This is a genomic window from Sphingomonas asaccharolytica NBRC 15499 (assembly GCF_001598355.1).
Lineage (GTDB): Bacteria > Pseudomonadota > Alphaproteobacteria > Sphingomonadales > Sphingomonadaceae > Sphingomonas > Sphingomonas asaccharolytica.
Genome location: NZ_BCYU01000019.1, coordinates 1 through 18,797 on the forward strand (window position 1 = coordinate 1; position 18,797 = coordinate 18,797).

Below are 18,797 nucleotides of genomic sequence, written 5' to 3' on the forward strand. Positions count from 1 at the left end.
AAGCGCCGGAAGGGTGAGGGTCTTTTGTTGCTAGCGCGAAACCCCGATATCCCCGCTCGACACGATATCGGCCTTGTAGTCGCCGTACTTGCCGAACTCGTTGCGAGCGATCGCGCGGTTATGGACTTCGTCGGGACCGTCAGCGAAGCGCAACGTCCGCATCGCCGCCCATTGATGCGCCAGCGGGAAGTCGTCCGACACGCCGCCGCCGCCATGCGCCTGGATCGCATCGTCGAGGATCTGCAGCGCCATGTTGGGCGCCTGGACCTTGATCATCGCGATCTCGAGCTGCGCCGATTTGTTGCCGGCCTTGTCCATCATGTCCGCGGCCTTGAGGCACAACAGCCGCGTCATCTCGATATCGATGCGGGCACGCGCGATGCGCTGTTCCCAGATCGAATGATCGGCGATGCGTTTGCCGAATGCGACGCGGCTGAGCAGGCGCTTCGCCATCGCCTCAATCCCCGTCTCGGCAACGCCGATCGTGCGCATGCAATGGTGGATGCGGCCCGGCCCGAGCCGGCCTTGCGCGATCTCGAAACCACGCCCTTCGCCGAGCAGCAAATTGTCGACCGGCACGCGGACATTCTCGAGCAGCACCTGGCCGTGGCCGTGCGGCGCGTGATCATACCCGTAAACCGAAAGCATCCGCTCGATCTTGACGCCCGGCGCGTCGAGCGGAACCAGGATCTGGCTCTGCTGGGCGTGGCGCTTGGCGTCCGGGTTGGTCTTGCCCATCACGATCGCGACGGCGCAGCGCGGATCGCCGACACCCGACGACCACCATTTGCGGCCGTTGATGACATAATGGTCGCCGTCGCGCACCATCGAGGTTTCGATATTGGTTGCGTCCGACGAGGCGACCGCCGGCTCGGTCATCAGGAAGGCGGAGCGAATCTTGCCTTCCATCAACGGCCGCAACCACCGCTCTTTCTGCTCGAGCGTGCCGTAACGGTGAAAGACTTCCATGTTGCCCGTGTCGGGTGCCGAACAGTTAAAGCATTCCGAAGCCCAGCCGATCTTGCCCATTTCCTCGGCGCACAGAGCATATTCGAGATTGGAAAGCTGGGTTCCTTCGAACTCGAAACTGTCGTCGACATGGGTCTGGCCCGAATGCGGCGGCATGAAGAAATTCCACAGGCCCTGCGCCTTGGCGACCTCCTTCACATCCTCGATTACCTGGATCACCTTCCAGCGCTCGCCCTCGTGCGACTGCTTGTGATACTCGGCGTTTCGGGGTGCGATCTCCTTCTCGATAAAGGCCCGCACACGGTCCCGGAAATAGGTTTCGCGATCGCTCAGCGTAAAGTCCATGATGCTTCTCTCCTATGGCTATCGCTATCTCGACTAAACCGTACCGAGTTTTCGGTAAAGCCGTTGAATCCTCTTTTTCGGAGGGGTTCCGAACAACGAAAAAGCGAAATGGCGCTGCGGAATCCGCTGGCCCCGTGTGACGGAAATGTTAAGCTGGACGAATGGGGCAAACCGACACTGCAGAATTGGACGAGGTTACGGGAACGAAACGTTTCAAGGCGAAACGTAATGCGATCCTGGCCGCCGCTTCCGAAGCGATAAACGAACAAAGCGCGAAGGGCATGACCTTCGCCGATGTTGCGCGGCGCGTGGGGCTCAACACGACCAGCGTGACCTATTATTTCAAGCGCAAGGAAGATCTCGCCCAGGCGTGTTTCGAACACACGCTCGAAACCTTGGGAGAGATGCTCGACATCGCCCAGATGGAGGCGACGCCGCAGGCGCGGGTCGCGCGCTATCTGTCGCTCAACATGGAGCGGTTCGCGCGTATCCGCGAGAATGAGGAGCGCGCGCTGGCGACGTTGAGCGACTTGCGCGCGATGGAGGATCCGATGCTCGGCCGGCTGATGGCGGCGTGGCGCGAGATTTTCCGCAAAACGCGTGCTCTATGGGGTGAGGAACCGGAGAACCGCCGCCTCAAGGATTTGTTCGGCGCGCGCGCCCATGTGCTGCTCGAGAACACCTTCTGGATTCCGGCCTGGATCGCGCGTTACGACCTCGACCAGTTCGACCGTGTCGAGGCGCGCATGATGGACATGTTCCGTCACGGCATCGCGGTCCCGGGCGCCAAATGGGAGCCGGCGATCCTCGATATCGAGCATGAGGAAGCGGAACCTGGCCGTGAGGCGTTCCTGCGCGCGGCTACCCGGCTGATCAACGAGCTTGGCTATCGTGGAGCCTCGGTGCAACGCATCGCATCGGAGCTCAATGTCACCAAGGGCAGCTTCTACCACCATCTCGACGCCAAGGACGATCTGGTCATCGAATGCTACAAGCGCAGCTTCGACACGATCACCGAGACCATCCAGGTCGGCGAGAACAGCAATGGCGATTGGTGGCACCGGTTGTCGAGCATCATCGCGACTTTGCTCGACGTGCAATTCTCCGAGCGCGGCCCGTTGCTACGCACGACCGCGCTGACCGGCCTGCCGCGCCATGTCCGCCAGGCGATGCTCGACCGCTCGAATCGCATCGCGCGGCGCTATGCCGGCATGCTGTCCGACGGCGCGGCCGAAGGGTCGGTTCGCCCGGTCGACGCGCTGATCGTCAGCCAGTCGCTGATGGCGTTGCAGAACGCTGCGTTCGACATGCGCAAATGGGCATCGACCATGCCGCGCGACCGCGCGGTGGCGATGTACGCCTCCACCCTCGCCTTCGGCATGTTCGACGACCGCGCAGCGGAGAGCTGAGCCGCCTGCCTTCAGGTGAATATCGCATTCTTGGCGGCGCGGCGCTCCTGCGCCTTGCGCTTGAGCAGCACGCCCGCGCGCCAATAATGGAAGATCGCCCAGGGGGTGATCGCGGTGAAGACGAACATCGAATAACGCAGCGATTCAGCGCCGTAACTCGGTTTCAGCGCGTCGCTGAGCATGCCGACCAGAAACGGCCCCAGCCCCAGCCCGATCATATTGTTGACCAGCAAGGTGATCGCCGCCCAGGTCGCGCGCAGCCGGACCGGCGCCTCGGACTGGATCAGCGCGAAGGTCACGCCGAGATAGGCGGTCGAAAACAGAATCGACAGGAAATAGAATCCTATTCCGAACGTCGGGTTGGTCGCGGTATAGACGCAAAAGGTCAGCGGCAGCCCGATCGTCTTGAAGATCGCCACCATGAATGACTGGCTATACGGCCCGTAGCGGCGCGTCAGCCGATCGGCGATCCGTCCACTGGCGATCGCCGCGACGGCCACGATGACCGCGCCGGCGGGTGCCACCTTGAGCGCGATGTCGAGCTTCGTGAAGCCGAACGACCTCTGCATGAAGCTGGGCGCAAACGCGGTCAGGCCGTAACCGATCATCGAGGTCAGCGTGAAACCGGCGACAAGGTGGAGCGCGGCGCGGTTGGCGAACAAGGTGGTGAAGCCGTCGGCCAGCGACGGCCGGGCCGTATCCATGGCGATCTGCGCGTCGGACAGGCCTCGCTTGGGTTCGGGCACGACGGCCCAGATGACCCCCGCCAGCAACAATCCGGGCAGGCCGATCACAAACATCGCGACGCGCCAGCCATAATAGGTCGCGACGACCCCGCCGATAATCGTGCCGAACGCCGCCCCCAGGCCGACGCCGAGCGAATAGATCGACATCGCCGATGCCCGTTTGTCCGGCGGATAGAGGTCGGCAATGATCGAATGGCTGGGAGGGCTCGACCCAGCCTCGCCGATTCCGACCCCCACCCGCGCGCCGAGCAACTGCCAGAAATTGCCGGCGAGCCCGCCCAACGCGGTGAACGCGCTCCAGATCGCCAGCGCACCGGCGATGATTCGCACACGATTGCTGCGGTCAGCGAGCCAGGCCACCGGGATCCCCAACCCGGCATAGAAGATCGCGAATGCCATCCCGCCGAGAATGCCCATCTGGGCGTCGGAAAGGTGCAGATCCTTGATGATGTCTTCCTGCAGGATCGCGAGGATCTGCCGGTCCATATAGCTAAAGAAATAGGCGAAGGTCAGCAGCAGCAAGGTCAGCGCGCGGCGTTTGGGCACGAACGTCGCCTCGACTTCGGGGAGATGCGTGGGGGAGGACACGGGCGGAGCGACCTTTCTTTTCGTTGCAAAAACAACGGCTCCGCCGCGCTGGTCTGGCGCGGCGGAGCCGGAGAGGGAGAGCTAGTCGGACAAGGTCAGAACTTGGTCGACAGGCCGAGCTTGAACATCCGGCCGTAGGGGTTCCCGACGAACGGCTCGTAATTGTAATCTTCCCGCGCGAACGGCGGCGCGGCGTCGAAGATGTTGAACACCGTGCCGGTCAGGACGATGTTCTTCCACGGCAATTTGACCTGAATGTTGAGGTCGGCCGAGATGAAGTCGTCGAGATCGGCTCCGGTCAGGATGCTCGCGGCGTTGGGCGTCAGCCCGGAGTCGACGCAGGCGCCGGTCGCTCCCTGTTTCAGGCCCAGCGCGCAGTTGGGCGCGAACGGTCCAGTCCTGGTATCGTAACGCTGGTCGTGCAGCCCATCGGTATAGTTGACCGTCAACCGGGCATCGACCGGACCGGCGCCAAGGTCGAGATACGCCTGCCCCTTCCATTTCGGCACCGGATACAATGTCGATTGATAGTTGAGCAGACCGACGCCGTCGAACGCGTCCTGAACCTTCGTTCCTGCCACGGTGATCGCACTGATCCGGTTGTGCAGCGTCCGCGTGGCGTCGGCGCCGACGCCGAAACGAATGGCCGAACCAAGGAACTGATTCGACCGGTAGTTCACGGCGAAGTCGAGCCCGTCATTACGCTGGGTCGCGCCGTTCTGATACATCGTCTTGACGCGCGCGATGTTGGCGACCGTCGTCGTTGCCGGGTTGCAGACTCCGGTCGAGAAGGTGAACCGCGCGGCAAGGCCGGGATTGGTGGCACAAGTGTTGGGCAACCCGGTCGGAAACAGCGTCGCAACCATCGCGCTGAGCGGATCGCTGACGATCACGTCGCTCAGATTATAGCGGAAATAGTCGACACTGGCGTTGAATCCGCCGAACTTTAACAGAATGCCGGCCGAGTAGTTTTCGGAGCTTTCCGGCTTGAGTGCCGGGTTGCCAAAAACGTCGACCGGTTTGAACGTCGTTCCGATCAGCTGGAGCGCGGTCACGAAATTGTTGGTGATGTTCGCCAGCGTCGGGCCGCGGAACGTCGTGCCGTATCCCCCGCGGATGGCAAGCCAGTCGGTGACCTGCCACCGCGCGCGGACCTGGGGGTCGACGGTCGAGCCGACCGAACCGCCATAATCTTCATATCGTACGGCCGCCTGGATATTGAAGCTGTCGAACACCGGCAGCTGCAATTCGGTGAACACGGCCTTGACGCCGCCCTTCAGGAAACTGTCGCGGTTGGTGCCCAGGAACGCCAGCGCCCCCGTCGCGGGACTCGGCGTTACGCCCGACGTCGGAGCGCAGGCCGCCGGATTGGTGTTGCCGGTGATCGGCGTGTCGCGACAGGGATTGACCGCCAGGTTGTTGTTCGCGGCATATTTGGTGTCGAACCAGTTGTAGCGATATTGCGCGCCGACGCCGAACTGGATGTCGCCGCCCGGCAGTTTGATGCCGGTCGAGCCACTGATATTGCCGTCGAGTACGAACAATTGCGAGTCGACTGCGGTCGACGACCGCACGAAGAACCAATCGGCTAGCGCCTTGCTATTGGCCAAAGCGGCATTGCCTTGCGGGTTGGTCGTACCGTTGATCGCGCCGGCGGTTACCGCGTTGCCGAACGGATTGAGCCACATGCAGCCGTTCGCGCCGGGTACATTGCCGGTGCAGTTCGGGCCGCCCAGTCCGCGCAACGCGAGCTGGATACGGTCACCGAACGAGTCGTAGCCGTCTATGTAACGATAATATTGGTGATAGGTCGCTGACAGGCTGTAATCGAGCTTCGGCGCGAGCTTGCCGCTGAATTCGGCGGTGAAGCGGATCGATTCCGACTTGCGCATGCCCCGGGCCGAACCGGTCTCACCCGAATCCCCCAGCGTAGAGGGATTGCCGCCGGCCATGAACGGTCGGAACAAGAGTAATGGGAAGACGGCTCCGCTCGCAGGCAATGGATTGCCCGTCACCGGGTTGATGAAAAGCGACGGGTTGGCAGCCTTGTAGGCGATGAACCCTGGATTGTTCGCCGGCACGTAGAAACCGAGCCCGAGACTACTGTTCGCTACCGAACCGCCCAGCGACACCGTCGAGGGTAATTGCGTCAGCAGATAAGACGGCGAGGTCAGGTAATGCGGGACCGTGGTGCGTCCATACAGCGCGGTGACCTCGAATTTGTGGCTGCCGCCGAGATCGATCGCGACATCGGTAAAGGCGGTAATACGCTTCTCGAGATCCACCAGGGTGTCGAACCCGGTATATTGTGTCGAGCAACGGCCGTTCGCTCCAAGATATCCGCCCAGGGGAACGCAGCTCGTATCGGCGACGACACCCGTATAGGGGGTCACGACGCCAGGGGTGGTCGGACTTGGGCCAACCAGCAGGAAGTTTGCAGGGTTACCGCCGCCGGTCCAGCCCCCCTGCGGATTGTTGAGGAAGGGTTGGACCGCGAATTCGCGGTCTCGCGCCAGCAATTGGCCACGCTTGTTGAAGCCGACCGCGGCAAGCATCCGGAAACCGTTGCCGACATGGCCGTAGCTCAGCGACGCGTCGATATCACCGTCGGTATCCTTGACCCAACGATAGGCGGCCGAAGCGCGAAACCCTTCCTGGTCGGTACGCGTGATGAAATTGACCACGCCGGCGACCGCGTCCGATCCGTAGGTCGCCGCCGCGCCATCCTTCAGCACTTCTATGCGGCCGATCGCCGCGGCCGGAATTAGGTTGATATCGACCGCGGGGACACCATTGCCGGCAGTAACGAGACGGCGGCTGTTGAGCAGCACCAGTGTACGCTGCGGCGACAGACCGCGAAGGTTGGCGGTGGCGATGCCTTCCGCGCCCTGCGAGCGGCTGTCGAATTGGTTGGAGTCGCCAAGCACCGCGCTCGATGTCGGCAGCGCCTTGAGCAATTCGACCGCGGAAGGTGACCCCTGCTTCTGGAGTTCATCGGCGCCGATGACATTGACCGGCAGCGCGGCATCCTCCGGCGTACCCCTGATGATCGATCCGGTGACGATGATATCGGGCGTGCTGCTGGTGTCTTGCGGATCCGCGGCCGGCGCCGATTGGGCAGCCGCCGACGATGCCACACATACCGCAACCACGGAAACCGCACAGGCGCAAAGCAACCTTGTCTTGGTCATATGCCTCTCCCCAAATGAGCTGGAGCACATTGGCTGGCTCCATACCCATTACTCGAATAGGCACTATGGGTGACGTAAGGTCAAGCGTTAGTCGCGTTGCAAATTGCTATGTATTCTCGGTTCGACGCGAAATCTGCACGCACTCATGGTCCCGGAACCGGACAAACCCGATCCCGGAAACATAAGCTGAAAGGCGCTGAATTCAGTAGCCGCCGAGGCGTGCGAACCGATCGCGCAGATAAGCGGTATTTCCCCATACCGCTTCCAGTACGCGCATGCGCTTGAGGTAGAAGCCGGCGTCATATTCGTCGGTCATGCCGATGCCGCCATGCAGCTGGATCATCTCGCGGCTCATCGCGTGGCCGACCTCGTTGGCCTTGGTCTTAGCGAGCAAGGCAGCCTGACGTGTATCCCCGCCGGCATCGATCGCTGCAAGCCCCGCTTCGACCGCCGAGCGCATCAGCTCGATATCGCTGAACAGGCTGGCCATGCGGTGTTGCAGCGCCTGGAAAGTCGACAGGACCTGATCGAACTGACGGCGCTGCTTGAGATAATCGAGCGTGGTCTCGAACGCCTGCTGCGCCATGCCAAGCATCTCGGCCGACGCGACCACGCGCGCCCGATCGAGCACCTGGTCGATCAATTTGTCGCCGCCGTTTGCCAATTTGTCGGCTTCAACAGCGTCGAACGTCACGTCGGCGTGACTGCGGAAATCGGTCAGGTGGCGGCGCGACCGTGATACGCCGGCCTGATTGCCGTCGACCAGATAGAGGCCGTCCGCTGCCGCGACGACGAACAGGCCGGCGCTGTCGCCTTCCGCCACGAACGCCTTGGTCCCGCTGAGCTTGCCGCCGGAGACTTCGGTCTTGATATTCTCGGGGTCGTGACGCGGCCCTTCGTCGAGCGCGAAGGTCGCGACCAGTTCGCCGCTGGCGATCCTCGGCAGCCATGCGTCCTTCTGCGCGTCGCTGCCGCCGAGCACGATCGCCGCTGCCGCCACCGCGCTTGCCGATAGCGGGCTCGCGGTCAGCGTGCGACCGAGTTCCTCGATCACCAGCCCCAGGCTGAGCCAGCCAAAATCGGAGCCTCCTTGGGCTTCGGGAATGACGATCCCCGCCCAGCCCATCTGCGCCATCTCATTATAGACATTGGGGTCGTAACCCGTCGCTGTGTCGGCATCGCGCACCTTGCGCCACGCGGTCACTGGGCTTTCGTTGCGAGTCCATTCGCGCGCCATGTCGCGCAGCATCGTCTGTTCTTCGTTGAGGACGGCCATATTCTAAACTCCTTCGCCATTCCCCTCGCCCGCTCGCGGGAGAGGGAGGGGCCCGCCGCCGAAGGCGGTGGGAAGGTGAGGGCCTTCTTTCTTCCAAGCGGAAGAGGCTGAAAAAGAAGAAAGAAGACCCTCACCCCACCCTCTCCCGCAAGCGGGAGAGGGCTAATGATTATTGATGATCCAGCATCCCCAGGATGCGTTTAGCGATCACGTTGTTCTGGATCTCGGTCGAGCCGCCATAGATCGTCGTCGCCTTGCCGAAGAGCCAGGCGCGAACGCTGTGAATTTCGGCTTCACTGAAGCCCTCACCTTCCCAGCCCAGGCCCTGCAATCCCTGGATCTCGATCGTCAGTTCGGCGCGTTCCTGGCCTAGCTTGGTGCCGATCGTCTTGAGGATCGACGACACTTCGGACACGCCGCCCTTGGCCTTCGACTCGGCCTGGATGCGCATCGCAGTCAACAGGAAGGCGCGCCAGTCCATCTCGAACTTGGCGATCCGCGCGCGGAGATCCGCGTCGGCGATCCGGCCTTCGGCATCGGTGCCGACATATTTCTTGGCGACGTCTGGTAGGCCTGGGCCGCTCGGCATCAGCCGCGATCCGCCGCCCGACAAATTGGTGCGCTCATGCTGGAGCAGGCGTTTACCGATCGTCCAGCCCTGCCCTTCCTCGCCAACCAGATTCTCCTTCGGCACTTTCACGTCGGTGAAGAAGGTTTCGCAGAACGGCGACATGCCGCTGATCATCTTGATCGGCTTCACCTCGACGCCCGGCGCGGTCATGTCGATCAGCAGAAAGCTGATCCCCTTGTGCTTTTCCGTTTTGTCGGTGCGGACGAGGCAGAAGCATTTGTCCGCCCATTGCCCGCCCGAGGTCCAGGTCTTCTGGCCATTGACGACATAATGGTCGCCCTTGTCCTCGGCAAAGGTCTGGAGGTTGGCGAGGTCCGAGCCGGCATTGGGTTCGGAATATCCCTGGCACCAGCGTATTTCGCCCTTGGCGATCGCCGGGATGTGCTCGCGCTTCTGCGCCTCATTGCCATATTCGAGCAGGGTCGGACCGAACATCATCACGCCCATGCCGCCGATCGGGTTCCACGCATCGACGCGCGCCATCTCGTCCGCCAGCACTTTCGCCTCGGCACGGCTGAGGCCGCCGCCGCCATATTCCTTCGGCCAGGTCGGCACGCCCCAGCCCTTCTCGCCCATCGCCTTGCGCCAGGCGGTCATTTCGGGCGTTTCCTCGGTCGGCCCCTCGACGCTGGCCAGGGCATTACCCTTGCCCATGAGCGATGCCGGGAAATTGGCGGCGAGCCAGTCGCGCACTTCGGCACGGAAATTCTCGAGTGCGTCGGACGGACGATCGAGTTCGGCGGCGGATGCCATGAAAACTCTCCTTTAAACCGAATCTGAATATCGGGTATGGTCCGGAGATGACACATTCCAAGCCGGTGGGAAAGCCCCTGACAACGCGGGTCCGCGAAGCACTGGAGGCCGTAGCGGAACCGGCACGCGCGCCAGCGATGCAGGCGTACATGAAATCGGCGATGCCCTATCTCGGCCTCGCGAGCGTGCCGCGGCGCGCCGCGTTGAAGCCAGTGTTCGCCGGGCTCGATTGGCCCGACAGCGCTGGGTGGCGGGCGGATGTGTTCGCACTGTGGCGCGCCGCGACCCATCGCGAGGAACGGTATGCGGCGATCGATCTCACCGCGGTGAAGGCTGCGCGGGGATTTCAGCGGATCGACGCGCTGCCGATGTACGAGGAGATGATCGTCACCGGCGCATGGTGGGACTATGTCGATGAGATCGCCGGGCATCGGCTATGGACGTTGCTGCAGAACGACCGCGCCGCGATGCGCGACACGATGCTGGCCTGGGCGACCGACGCGGATATGTGGAAGCGGAGAAGCGCGATCCTCTGCCAATTGCCCGCCAAGCGCGAGACCGACCTCGATCTGCTCTACGCCTGTATCGAACCGTCGATCGGATCGAGCGAATTCTTCTTGCGCAAGGCGATCGGCTGGGCGCTGCGCCAATATGCCTGGACAGATCCGGACGAAGTTGCACGGTATGTCACTGCGAACGAAGATCGACTGAGCGGCCTGAGCAAACGCGAAGCGCTTAAGAATGATGGCAAGCGGAGAGGCGGATGACGATTACCGGTGGATGTTTGTGCGGGCAATTGCGTTACGAAGCGCAAGGAAAGCCGGACGGCATGGGCTTCTGCTATTGCGCCGATTGCCGCAAGGCATCGGGGTCGGGTTTCATCCCGTTCATGGGCTTTGCCGCCAGCGCGCTGATAATCACCGGCCGCGCCCATCAATTCCATTCCCCGGCGATGCGCGGCGGCAGCGCCACGCGCAATTCCTGCCCCGAGTGCGGCGGGCTGGTGTTCGGCGGGATTCATGGCGTGCATGACAGCCATACCATCTATGCCGGTTCGCTCGACGACCCGGCGCACTTCAAGCCGACGCTTGCGATCTTCGTGCGGGATAGGCCCGCTTGGGTGGCGATGCCGGACGGTTTGACGGTGTTCGAGACGATGCCGGATTGAACGTAGACCTGCCGGCGGGAAGCGAATTGCCCTCCCGATTTGACTCTTAAATAGCTATTTGGCTATATAGCCATATGGCTATCGAATCACCTCATCTCGACGCGACCTTCGCTGCGCTCAGCGACCCCACTCGCCGCGCGATCCTTGCCCGGCTGGCCCTGGGTGAGGCGACAGTATCCGAACTCGCGCAGCCCTTCGCCCTCAGCCAGCCGACCATCTCGAAACATCTCAAGGTGCTCGAACATGCCGGCCTGATCGAGGGCGGGCGCGATGCGCAACGCCGGCCGCGGCGGTTGCGCGCCGAGGCGATGAAGGACGCCGCCGACTGGATCGAGCGGTTCCGCGACCAATGGGACCGCCGCTTCGACAATCTCGACCGCCACCTCGCCACCACCAAGAAGGAGAGTTGAATGCCTGCCCCCGCTATCGCCACCGACGCCCCAGGTTTCACGATCGACCGCGCCGCTCACGCCATCCGCTTCATCCGCGATTTCGCCGCTTCGCCTGACGCGGTTTTCACCGCCTGGACCACACCCGAGAGCATGCGTCTCTGGTGGGACGCTGGCGGCGAGCCGCTGTCGCGCTGCGACATCGATCTGCGCATCGGCGGTGAGTTCGTCTTCGTCTCGCCCAGCCATGCGCATATGCCGTTCACCGGGACCTATAAGCGGATCGAACCGCCGCATTTGCTCGAGTTCGACGCGATGGACGCGATCGGCCGCGTGATGCTCGCCGATCATGACGGCGGTACCCGCATGACAGTCGAGATCGTCTGCCGATCGGACGAGCATCTCGACGAATATATCAGGCTAGGCGTCGCCAATGGTACGAGCCAGACCCTCGACAATCTCGTCGCCCATCTCAGCTGAGCCCCGGCCGCGCCGCCCCTTACCCCGGGGGCGGCGCCTTGTTTTGCGATGTTGGAACAAGTCGGGCAGAACGCGGCGAACAAGCAGCTGAATTGCCGGGTCCGCATGGTTCGGGCATTGCGGCTCGATAATATCGCCGGGGAGAAATTGATGCGCTTCGACAATCGCGCCGTGCCGATCGCGCTCACTGCAGTGCTGATCGATACGATCGGCTTCGGGATCGTCATGCCGGTCTTCCCGAAGCTGATCACGCAACTCGGCCATATCGACCTGGAGCAGGCCACGCGCGTCGCGGGCTATATGCTGGTCGTCTTCTCGGTGATGCAGTTCTTCGCCGGTCCGGTGCTCGGCAACCTCTCCGACCGGTTCGGGCGGCGGCCGATCTTGCTGACCTCGATGCTGTGTTTCGGGATGGATTATGCCTTGATGGCCTGGGCGCCGACGCTTGGGTGGCTGTTCCTCGGCCGCGCGATCGCTGGTGCGGCGGGTGCGGTCTATGGTCCGGCCGGATCGGTCATTGCCGACGTAACTCCGCCCGAAAAGCGTAGCGCGACCTTCGGACTAATCGGTGCCGCATTCGGTATCGGTTTCATCCTCGGCCCGGCGCTCGGCGGCCTGCTCTCGAGCTTCGGACCGCGCGCACCGTTCATCGCCGCCGCCGCGCTGGCGTTGCTCAATGCGGCGACGATGTTCCTGTTCATGCCGGAAACGCTGAAGCCCGTGAATCGCCGGCCGTTCCGCCTGCGCGATGCGCATATAGTCGGCGCTTTCCGTCCTCTGTTCCACGCCGGCAATGCCGCGCCGTTGCTGCTCGCCTGGTTCATCTGGCAGCTCGCGCACATGGTCTACCCAGCGACATGGTCGTTCTGGGCGACGATGCGGTTCGGCTGGGATGGGCGCGCGATCGGCTGGAGCCTGGCGTTCGTCGGTTTCATCATGGCGTGCGTGCAGGCGGGTCTGACCGGCCCGGTGATCAAGCGCATCGGCGAGCGCAAGGCGATGGTGGTAGGCATGTGCTCCGCCGGTACCGCTTTTTACCTGTTCGCCTTCGCCACCGCCGGCTGGCAGGCTTATGTCCTGATGACGATCAGCGCGTTCCAGGGCTTCGTCTTCCCCGCCTTCAACGGTCTGTTATCCCGCATGGTCGATGCGACGCGTCAGGGGCAATTGCAGGGCGGGATCGGCAGTATGGGCAGCGTGTCGTCGATCCTGGGACCGCTTGTCCTGACCCAGGCCTTGGCTACGGGCGATCATCACGGATTCACCGGCGCGAATTTCCTGGTCGCGGCCGTGCTGGTGACGATCGCGCTCGGCATCATTGTGTGGAAAGTGCTCGATCGCGTGCCGCCGCCATCCGTTGCGGTGGCCGAAGGCTGACGCCATTCGTCACCCCAGCGACAGCTGGGGTCTCAAGCCGTCGCGCACGTCGCCTGAGATCCCGGCTCTCGCTGGGATGACGGAAAGGCTGCTTATTGTTCCTTCCCGGGCCGCCGCGTCAGCGCGAGGTCGAGATGGCCGCCGGCATCGAGCAAGGTCACCTCGCCGGTGATCGCCCGGGCGATCGGATCGAGCAATTGCACGATTGGTCCGGCGATATCGTCAGGTCCCGCAGCAAATCCCATCGGGAGCCGGCTGGCGATATTCTGGTTGAGCCGCTCGAATCCTTCCGCGCCAAGCCTCTTCTCGAACCAGCCTGTACCGACATAGCCGGGTGCGACGGCATTGACCCGAATCCGCGGCGCCAGCACGCGCGCCAGGCTCTTGGTCATGGTGATCAGCGCGCCCTTTGATGCGGCATAGGCGACCGATGATCCCATGCCGAAGACGCCCGCGACGCTGGCGACGTTGACCACCGCCGATGCGTCCTGCTCGCGCATCGCCGGGGCGCAGGCGCGGACCATCTGGAACGCGGCGACGGTGTTGAGCCGATAGATGTCGACGAAGTCCTTGGCATCGAGCGCGTCGAGATCCTCGTGATTGGCGAATTTGGTGCGCCCGGCATTGTTGACCAAGAAATCGATCCGCCCGAACGCATCGAGTGCCGCCTGGGCCAGCGCGCGGCACGCGGCATCCTCGACGATATCGGCCTGCACCGCGATCGCCCCATTGCCGGCCTCGGCCGCCACCGCTTCGGCATCTTCCCGGCTCGACGCGTAATTGACCACGCAGCGCACGCCTCGCGCCGCCAGCATCCTGACGGTCGACGCGCCGATCCCCGTCCCGCCGCCGGTGACGATCGCGACCCGCCCATTCATTCCTGCGCTCATGCCGCCGCACTCGGACGCGCGGCGACACGGTCGTACCAAGTTCTCAGCGCCATTGCGTCCGCGGGCATCTCGACGCCGATGAACTTGCCGAAATCGATCGTCGTCTGCAGCACGATATCGGCCATAGAATAGCCTCTTCCATCGAGAAATTGACGCTCGCTCAGCACGGTGTCGAACTCACGCATCACCGTGTTGATCCGCGGCCGGTTGCTTTCACCGAACTCGGTATATTGCTTGGGAACGACCCGCGCGGTGTAAGGGTGCGTGTGCACCCACACCATCGCGATCGGGGTCATTAGGCGGAGCTCAACGCGACGGGTGAACATATCGACTTCCGCCTGGCCCTGCGCACCAAAGCCGAACAAGGGCGGCTCGGGATTGAGCGCCTCGAAATAGCGGCAGATCGACACGCTCTCGGTGATGACAGTACCGTCATCCAGTTTCAGGCACGGCACTTGGCCGAGCGGATTGACCGCGCGATACGCTTCTCCCTTATGCTCGCCGCGCGGGATCGAGACCTGTTCGCTGGCGACGGTCAGCCCTTTTTCGGCAAGATATATCCGCACGCGTCGCGGATTGGGCGCGGGACTGACCGCATCGTAGAACAGCATCGACTCCCCTTTGATTCTAGTTTTCGAATATCGCGTATGGCATTTCACGACGGCTTCGCCTAGCGATTCGTGGCAAGTTTGAGGAGAGATCATGAGCGCCGAAGCCTTGCTCACGAGTGACTTCGCTACCCTGCCCGACATCATCCGCGAACATGCCAAGGAACGTGGCGGCAAGACCGCTGTGGCGGACGCCGACGGCAACTATACGTACGCAGAGCTCGACGCGATGATGGACCGCATCGCTGCGGCGCTGCGGCGCGATGGCGTCGAGCAGGGCCAATCGGTGGCGATCATCTCCGCTTCCTCGATCGCCTATGCGGCTGTGTTCCTAGGGACGTTACGGGCAGGATGCGTTGCGGCGCCACTCGCGCCGTCGTCGACGCCGGAGGCGCTTGCCGCGATGATCGCCGATTGCGGTGCGCCGATCGTCTTCCTCGATGGCGACAATCAGACTGCCATCGCGGAACAGCGCGTTGCGGCAAAGCAGATCCGCCTGGACACTGCCGAGTTCGCGGAATGGTTGGCGCCACCGGGCAGCAAGCCCCGTCCGGTCACGATTGACCCGGCCGATGGCTTCAACATCATTTATTCCTCGGGAACGACGGGCACGCCCAAGGGCATCGTCCAGTCACACGATATGCGCTGGTCGCATATCGGTCGCAATTCGGCGAGCGGCTATGGCGACGCCGTGACGATGAACTCGACGCCGCTTTATTCGAACACGACGTTGGTCAGTTTCCTGCCGACCCTCGGCTGGGGCGGTACCGTCTTTCTGATGAAGAAGTTCGACGCTCGCGCTTTCCTCGAGCTTGCGGAGAAACACCGGGTGACACACGCGATGCTGGTTCCGGTCCAATATCAGCGGATCATGGCGGTGCCCGATTTCGACCGGTTCGATTTGTCGGCGTTCAGGTTCAAGACCTCGACCAGCGCGCCTTTCTCGCCTGCGCTCAAGGCCGACATATTGGCGCGCTGGCCGGGCCGGTTGGTCGAATTCTACGGCATGACCGAAGGTGGCGCCTCGACCGGGCTCGACTGCACCGCCTTTCCGGACAAGCTTCACACGGTGGGACAACCGTTGCCCGGTCACGACATGCGGCTGATCGACGATGACGGCAACGAAGTCGCGCAAGGCGAGACGGGCGAGGTCGTCGGCCGGTCGCCGGCGATGATGACCGGCTATCACGGCCGCAAGCAGGCGACCGCCGATGCCGAATGGTACGACAAGTATGGCAACCGCTTCATCCGGCATGGCGATATCGGCCGGTTCGACGAAGACGGGTTCCTGATCCTGATGGACCGCAAGAAGGACCTGATCATCTCGGGCGGCTTCAATATCTACCCGGTCGATATCGAGGCTGTGCTCAAACAGCATCCGGCAGTGCAGGAATGCACCGTGATCGGCGTGCCGTCAGAGCAATGGGGAGAGACGCCGGTCGGCTTTTACGTTCCCAACAGCGGCATCGATGCCTCGGCCGACGAGATCATGGCATGGACCAACAACCAGCTCGGCAAGACGCAGCGCCTGTCGGCGCTCCATCCGATCGACGAATTGCCACGCAGCGCGATCGGCAAAGTGCTCAAGCGCGAATTGCGCGATCGCCTGGCCGTGCAGCCGGCATAATCGCAAGAACAAGGGAGATTCATGCCGGGCTTGAAGCAGATCATCGACGCGCTCGAACCGATCGAGGGCGGCTGGCGGGGCAGCATCCCCGATAGCTGGCTGCAGGGGCGCACCAGCTATGGCGGCTTGTCGGCGGCGCTCGCGCTCCATGCGGCGCAACAGTCGGACACTGACCTGCCGCCACTGCGATCCGCGCTGGTCGCATTCATCGGCCCCTTGTCCGGTGACGTGGTGATCCGCGCGAGCCGGCTGCGTCGTGGTCGCAACGCCGCCTTCATTCAGGCCGATGTCGAGAGCGAAGCCGGGCTCGGACTGCGCGCGACCTTCGTGTTCATGAGCGCGGTCGACTCCAAGCTCGATCATCAGGTCGGCTGCGCCCCCGACTTTCCTCGCCCGCAAGCCAGCGACACGACCTTCAAGGGCAATTCAGCCGTCTCCTTCGCGCAGAATTTCGAGCTGCTCGATCGACGCGACGCGACGGTCGGGCCGGCCGAGTGGCTGCGCTGGGTACGGTTGAACGAGCGCGACGGACTCGATCCGATGGTCGAGCTGATTGCGGTCGCCGATTGCCTGCCGCCCGCCGCGCTCAAGCTGATCGGCGGACCGGCGCCGTGCAGCTCGATGACCTGGCAGCTCAACCTGCTCGGCGCGCAGCCGCGAACCGAAGATGGATGGTGGCTGCTCAGAACCAATGCCGATTACGCCAAGGCAGGCAGTTCGAGCCAGGAAATGATGATCTGGAATGCCGATGGCGAGCCCGTCGCCGAGCAGATGCAAAGCGTCGCCATCTTCGCCTGAGCCAGGGATTTCCCCTTATATCGCGACAATTTGCGACAATTTCGCCGTGGACTGACATGTCCGGGCGACACAGAGGACCCACAAGTCCCCAGGCGGCAGGGAATGACCCTTCGCCCGATCGAGGACAACGGGATGAATCGAGTGTTTCTTGCCGCGGCGCTCGCGAGCGCAAGCTTTATGGCGGTAGCGCTGATCGGGCCGACCGCGGCGCAGACCGCCCCGGCTGCCAGAGGCGATGCCAATGGCGACGGCGTGCTCTCGCGCGACGAAGCAATGGCGCAGGCCGATGCGCGGTTCGACCGCCTGGACGCGAACAAGGACGGCAAGCTGACGCCCGACGAGATGCAGCCGCGCCGGCCGATGGGCGGAGCCGAGGCGGCGGCGCCTCCTCCGCCGCCGGCTGAAGGCGCGTCTCCTCCGGCCGGCCCCGGCGGCCACGGCTTCGGTGGGCGGATGTTCGCCCGGCTGGATACCAACGGCGACGGCGTAGTCGACCGCGGGGAATTTCGCGCACAGGCCGCGCAACGCTTCGACCGCATGGATACCAACAAGGACGGCAAGATCGATGCGGCGGAGCGCCAGGCGGCGCGTGACGCAATGGAACAGATGCGCGGTAGGCGCGGCAACCGCGGAGACGCCCCGCCACCGCCACCCGCATCGACGGACAAGCCCGGGCAGTAATCCCCATATGCCCAGGCTGCCGGGCGGGTGCCCCTCCTCACCCGCCCGGCCCTCCACCCCTTCCTCATTGGGCCTTTTCGCCGTCAGGGCTTTTCAGGGGGACGATTGATGCTTAGCGAAGTGCCGATGGGCGGCATTCCCCACATTCTCCTGGTCGATGACGAGCGCTCGATCCGCGAGCCGCTCGCCCAATACCTGAACAAGCAGGGGTTTCGCGTCACCCAGGCGGGCGATGCCGAAAGCGCGCGCACGCGGATGGCGGCGTATGCCATCGACCTGATCATCCTCGACATCATGATGCCGGGCGAGGACGGGTTGAGCCTGTGCCGCCATATCCGTGCGACCGGCGACATTCCCGTCATCCTGTTGACCGCCAAGAGCGAGGAGACCGACCGCATCGTCGGGCTCGAAATGGGTGCCGACGATTATGTCGTCAAACCCTTCTCGCCGCGCGAACTGGCAACCCGCGCCCGCGTCATCCTGCGCCGCGCCGCCGGCAGCGGTACGCGCCAGCACGCGCCCGAAAGCGGGTCCTACGCCTTTGCCGGCTGGGTGTTGAAGTCCGGCGAGCGCGCGCTGGTCGACCGTGAAGGCGTGTCGGTGCCGTTGTCGACCGGTGAATATAATCTGCTTCTGGCCCTGGTGCTGCGCCCGCGCCAGGTGCTCACTCGCGACCAGTTGCTTGATCTGACCCAGGGCCGCGAGGCGATGGCGTTCGATCGCGCGATCGACAACCAAGTCAGCCGGTTGCGGCGCAAGATCGAGCCCGATCCGAAAAACCCTGCCGTCATTAAGACGGTGTGGGGCGGTGGTTACACGCTCGCCGCGGAAGTCACGCGATTATGAGATTGTGGCCGCGGAACCTGCCTGG

The 18,797-nt window shown here is 63.4% G+C and carries 17 protein-coding genes; 10 read left to right on the forward strand and 7 right to left on the reverse strand.

Annotated elements, in window-relative coordinates; all coding sequences use genetic code 11:
- Positions 1-30: 30 nt before the first annotated feature.
- Complete coding sequence (locus tag SAS01S_RS07215) at positions 31-1,314, reverse strand: acyl-CoA dehydrogenase family protein (RefSeq protein WP_066806653.1); 1,284 nt, start codon at positions 1,312-1,314, stop codon at positions 31-33.
- Positions 1,315-1,475: 161 nt separating this feature from the next.
- Here SAS01S_RS07215 and SAS01S_RS07220 point away from each other — a divergent pair, with 161 nt between their 5' ends.
- Positions 1,476-2,723 carry a TetR/AcrR family transcriptional regulator gene (locus SAS01S_RS07220; RefSeq protein ID WP_066806655.1) on the forward strand — a complete coding sequence of 416 codons (1,248 nt, stop codon included), beginning with the start codon at positions 1,476-1,478 and terminating at the stop codon, positions 2,721-2,723.
- A gap of 11 nt (positions 2,724-2,734) precedes the next feature.
- Here the strand turns inward: SAS01S_RS07220 and SAS01S_RS07225 are convergent, their stop codons facing one another.
- From SAS01S_RS07225 to SAS01S_RS07240, 4 genes are all read right to left on the reverse strand, one after another.
- The gene (locus tag SAS01S_RS07225; protein ID WP_066806658.1) at positions 2,735-4,057 is read right to left on the reverse strand and encodes a spinster family MFS transporter; all 1,323 of its coding nucleotides are present in this window, start codon (positions 4,055-4,057) and stop codon (positions 2,735-2,737) included.
- Between the two features lie 95 nt (positions 4,058-4,152).
- Positions 4,153-7,248 carry a TonB-dependent receptor domain-containing protein gene (locus SAS01S_RS07230; protein ID WP_169804911.1) on the reverse strand — a complete coding sequence of 1,032 codons (3,096 nt, stop codon included), beginning with the start codon at positions 7,246-7,248 and terminating at the stop codon, positions 4,153-4,155.
- 202 nt (positions 7,249-7,450) lie between these two features.
- Positions 7,451-8,524 (reverse strand): acyl-CoA dehydrogenase family protein, encoded by a 1,074-nt coding sequence (locus SAS01S_RS07235; RefSeq protein ID WP_066806662.1) that lies wholly within the window; start codon positions 8,522-8,524, stop codon positions 7,451-7,453.
- A 169-nt stretch (positions 8,525-8,693) separates the two neighbouring features.
- A complete protein-coding gene (locus SAS01S_RS07240; protein ID WP_066806664.1) occupies positions 8,694-9,908 on the reverse strand; it encodes an acyl-CoA dehydrogenase family protein in 1,215 nt (404 codons plus the stop codon).
- Positions 9,909-9,955: 47 nt separating this feature from the next.
- Here SAS01S_RS07240 and SAS01S_RS07245 point away from each other — a divergent pair, with 47 nt between their 5' ends.
- The 5 genes from SAS01S_RS07245 (at position 9,956) to SAS01S_RS07265 (ending at position 13,322) form a co-directional block, all read left to right on the forward strand.
- Entirely contained in the window at positions 9,956-10,675 is a 720-nt protein-coding gene (locus tag SAS01S_RS07245; RefSeq protein WP_066806666.1) for a DNA alkylation repair protein, read from the forward strand.
- On the forward strand, positions 10,672-11,076 hold the full coding sequence (locus SAS01S_RS07250; RefSeq protein WP_066806669.1) for a GFA family protein: 405 nt from the start codon (positions 10,672-10,674) through the stop codon (positions 11,074-11,076). The genes SAS01S_RS07245 and SAS01S_RS07250 overlap by 4 nt, the downstream gene beginning before the upstream one ends.
- Before the next feature lie 74 nt (positions 11,077-11,150).
- On the forward strand, positions 11,151-11,486 hold the full coding sequence (locus SAS01S_RS07255; RefSeq protein ID WP_174544945.1) for an ArsR/SmtB family transcription factor: 336 nt from the start codon (positions 11,151-11,153) through the stop codon (positions 11,484-11,486).
- Positions 11,487-11,945 (forward strand): SRPBCC family protein, encoded by a 459-nt coding sequence (locus SAS01S_RS07260; protein ID WP_066806671.1) that lies wholly within the window; start codon positions 11,487-11,489, stop codon positions 11,943-11,945.
- Positions 11,946-12,050: 105 nt separating this feature from the next.
- On the forward strand, positions 12,051-13,322 hold the full coding sequence (locus SAS01S_RS07265; RefSeq protein ID WP_245656781.1) for an MFS transporter: 1,272 nt from the start codon (positions 12,051-12,053) through the stop codon (positions 13,320-13,322).
- A 92-nt stretch (positions 13,323-13,414) separates the two neighbouring features.
- On the opposite strand, the gene SAS01S_RS07270 is transcribed toward SAS01S_RS07265, so the two are convergent.
- Together SAS01S_RS07270 and SAS01S_RS07275 are read right to left on the reverse strand one after the other, a co-directional pair.
- Positions 13,415-14,212: an SDR family NAD(P)-dependent oxidoreductase gene (locus tag SAS01S_RS07270; protein ID WP_066806673.1), complete on the reverse strand. Its 798-nt coding sequence runs from the start codon at positions 14,210-14,212 to the stop codon at positions 13,415-13,417.
- The gene (locus SAS01S_RS07275; RefSeq protein ID WP_066806675.1) at positions 14,209-14,823 is read right to left on the reverse strand and encodes a glutathione S-transferase family protein; all 615 of its coding nucleotides are present in this window, start codon (positions 14,821-14,823) and stop codon (positions 14,209-14,211) included. Before SAS01S_RS07275 ends, SAS01S_RS07270 begins: the two co-directional genes overlap by 4 nt.
- Before the next feature lie 91 nt (positions 14,824-14,914).
- Between SAS01S_RS07275 and SAS01S_RS07280 the strand changes: the two genes are divergently transcribed.
- The 4 genes from SAS01S_RS07280 (at position 14,915) to SAS01S_RS07295 (ending at position 18,772) form a co-directional block, all read left to right on the forward strand.
- Entirely contained in the window at positions 14,915-16,447 is a 1,533-nt protein-coding gene (locus SAS01S_RS07280; protein WP_066806677.1) for a class I adenylate-forming enzyme family protein, read from the forward strand.
- Positions 16,448-16,468: 21 nt separating this feature from the next.
- A complete protein-coding gene (locus SAS01S_RS07285) occupies positions 16,469-17,245 on the forward strand; it encodes a thioesterase family protein (RefSeq protein WP_066806679.1) in 777 nt (258 codons plus the stop codon).
- A gap of 102 nt (positions 17,246-17,347) precedes the next feature.
- The gene (locus SAS01S_RS07290) at positions 17,348-17,926 is read left to right on the forward strand and encodes an EF-hand domain-containing protein (protein ID WP_157082699.1); all 579 of its coding nucleotides are present in this window, start codon (positions 17,348-17,350) and stop codon (positions 17,924-17,926) included.
- Positions 17,927-18,052: 126 nt separating this feature from the next.
- On the forward strand, positions 18,053-18,772 hold the full coding sequence (locus SAS01S_RS07295; RefSeq protein WP_066806683.1) for a response regulator: 720 nt from the start codon (positions 18,053-18,055) through the stop codon (positions 18,770-18,772).
- Positions 18,773-18,797: the final 25 nt, after the last annotated feature.